2 protein-coding genes are annotated in these 2624 nt (G+C 62.3%); both read left to right on the forward strand.

Annotated features, from left to right (window positions below):
• Positions 1-179 precede the first annotated feature (179 nt).
• Positions 180-1778: an IS21 family transposase gene (gene istA / locus MKW15_RS24025; RefSeq protein ID WP_308221104.1), complete on the forward strand. Its 1599-nt coding sequence runs from the start codon at positions 180-182 to the stop codon at positions 1776-1778.
• A 5-nt stretch (positions 1779-1783) separates the two neighbouring features.
• Positions 1784-2563, forward strand: a complete 780-nt coding sequence (gene istB, locus MKW15_RS24030; RefSeq protein ID WP_240862877.1) for an IS21-like element helper ATPase IstB — start codon at positions 1784-1786, stop codon at positions 2561-2563.
• The last annotated feature ends 61 nt before the right edge of the window (positions 2564-2624 follow it).

Raw genomic sequence — 2624 nt, forward strand, 5'->3', positions numbered from 1 at the left:
TGTCAGTTGCCACCGTGAAGGGACCACCGTGAGGTGATTATTGCCACGGGGATGGGACCACCTGGATTGCCAGTTATGGGACCACCGGCGCGTCGCGTCGGTGGTCCCTTCGTTTTGCTCGTTGACTCGACTGTGAGATTCGCAGGAGGGCGGCAGGCATGGGCTACCGGGAGGTTGCAGTGGAAGAGATCAGAGAAGTGCTGCGTTTGTGGTTGGGTCTGGCGGTGGGGTTGCCCTCGCCGGGGCTACGCACGATCGCCGCTCACGCCGGAGTCGACCGCAAGACGGTGCGACGGTACGTCCAGGCCGCGCAAGCGGCAGGGTTGGTGCACGGCGCCGGCGCCGAAGCGTTGACCGATGAGCTGATCGGGAAAATCGTGACGACGGTACGCCCGGCCCGGCCCAACGGGCACGGGCAGGCATGGGAACAACTGGTCGGGTTCACCGATCAGATCACAACCTGGGTTGCCGGTGACGGGGACCAGAAACCGTTGACACTGACCAAAATTCATATCCTGCTCACCCGTCAGGGATGCCAAGTGCCCTATCGGACGTTGGTGCGGTTCGCGACCGATCAGTGCGGGTACCGGCGAACGACGTCAACGGTGCGAGTCGATGACTGCGCTCCCGGTGCGGAATGCCAACTCGATTTCGGCTACCTCGGGATGCTCGAAGACCCGGCCACCGGTAACCGCCGCAAGGTCCATGCCCTGGTGATCACCGCGGTCTACTCGCGGCACACATTCGTGTGGCTGACCCATTCACAAACCCTGGACGCGGTAATCGCCGGCTGCCAGGGGGCGTGGGAATTCTTCGACGGGGTGTTCGCCGTCATCATCCCCGACAACATGAAACCCATTGTCACCCAGGCTGATGCGGTCAACCCGCGGTTGAGTCGTGGATGGCTGGACTACGCAGCCCATGCAGGGTTCATCACCGATACCGCTCGGGTGCGCACCCCGCAGGACAAGCCTCGGGTCGAACGCACCATCCAGTACGTGCAGAAGAACTTTTGGGCCGGGGAAACCTTCACCGACCTCGACCACGCCCAACAGGCAGCACGCGCCTGGTGTGCACACACTGCCGGGATGCGGGTGCACGGCACCACCGCAGCCCAACCCGCGGCCGTCTTCGCCGCCGAGGAACACCAGCATCTACTGCCGGTACCGCAGCAGTCCTACGATGTGCCAGTATTCAAGCAAGTCAAGGTGCACAAAGACTTTCACGCTTGTGTGGGCAAGGCGTTGTACTCGCTACCGGAAACGTGGATCGGCACCACCGTCGACGTGCGCGCCGACACCGAGACCGTGAAGTTCTATCACCGCGGTGAGCTGATCAAGCAGCACCCCCGCCAGGGCGCTGGTGGTCGCAGTACCGATCCGGCGGACTACCCCGCAGATCTGGGTGCTTACGCCACCCGCAATATCACCGCCCAGTTGCAGCAATGCGAACGTTACGGACCCAATATCGGCCTCTACGCTGCACGGATCGTTGATGACCCCCGCCCCTGGTCACGTATGCGGGCGGTATACGCACTGATCGGGCTGGTCTCGACCTACGGGGCCGCACCGGTCGATGCGGCCTGCCACACAGCCCTTGCTCTCGATGTCATCGCGGTCACCAAGATCCGTTCCATGCTCGAGCGTGGCACCGAAACCGCACCCCCGGCACTGCCCCGAGCCGCCGGTCACGCGCCCACCAGATTCACCCGAGATCCTTCCGAATTCTCCACTGCCACAGCAGTACTCACTATCGTTCCCGACACCCAGGAGAACTAGAGAACATGACAACCCAACCAATCGGTGCAGACCTGCTCCGCTCACTCAAAGCCCTCAAACTCGGTGCGCTCGCCGACACCCTCCCGCAACGAGCCGCTTTGGCCCGCCAGCACAAAACCTCGCACATCAACTTCCTCGAACAGCTACTAGCCGACGAAGTATCGCGCCGCGAATCCCGCTCTGCGGCACTACGATCAACCAAAGCAGGCCTGGACCCCGCTATGCGGATCGACAGCTGGCGGGCCGAAGACGACCTGCGTTATGACCGCGAACTCCTCGAAGACCTCACCACACTGCGATTCATCGAAGCCAAACAATCAGCCATCATCATCGGACCGGTCGGGGTAGGCAAAACGCATCTGGCAACAGCCCTGGGACACATGGCAATCGGACGACGCCACACCGTGCTGTTCGCCCGCGCGGACAAACTATTTCACCGACTCAAAGCCGCCCGCCTGGACAACAGCACCGACGCCGAACTCCGCAAACTCACCACCACCGAAGTCCTCATCATCGATGACTTCGCCCTACGACCCCTCGACGCCACCGAAACCAACGACTTCTACGAACTCATCGTCGAACGCCACCACAACAAAACCACCATCATCACCTCGAACCGAGACCCCGCCGAATGGCTGACCATGACCACCGACGCCCTGCTGGCCCAATCGGCCATCGACCGATTGACCTCCCGAGCTCACACCCTGGTCATGGAAGGCCCCTCATACCGCCAGCGCCAACGCCCCGGACTTGACCGCCACGACCCCACCACGCATCCTCAATAACGCGCCAAGGTGGTCCCATGCTCGTGGCAAACAGGTGGTCCCATAGCGGTGGCAAATGACA

Source organism: Gordonia gummivorans (assembly GCF_022513585.1).
Taxonomy (GTDB): Bacteria; Actinomycetota; Actinomycetes; order Mycobacteriales; family Mycobacteriaceae; genus Gordonia.

Bases quoted from the DNA above. Each gene is read 5' to 3' on its own strand.
- istB (WP_240862877.1), top strand. From the start codon at position 1,784: ATGACAACCCAACCAATCGGTGCAGACCTGCTCCGCTCACTCAAAGCC.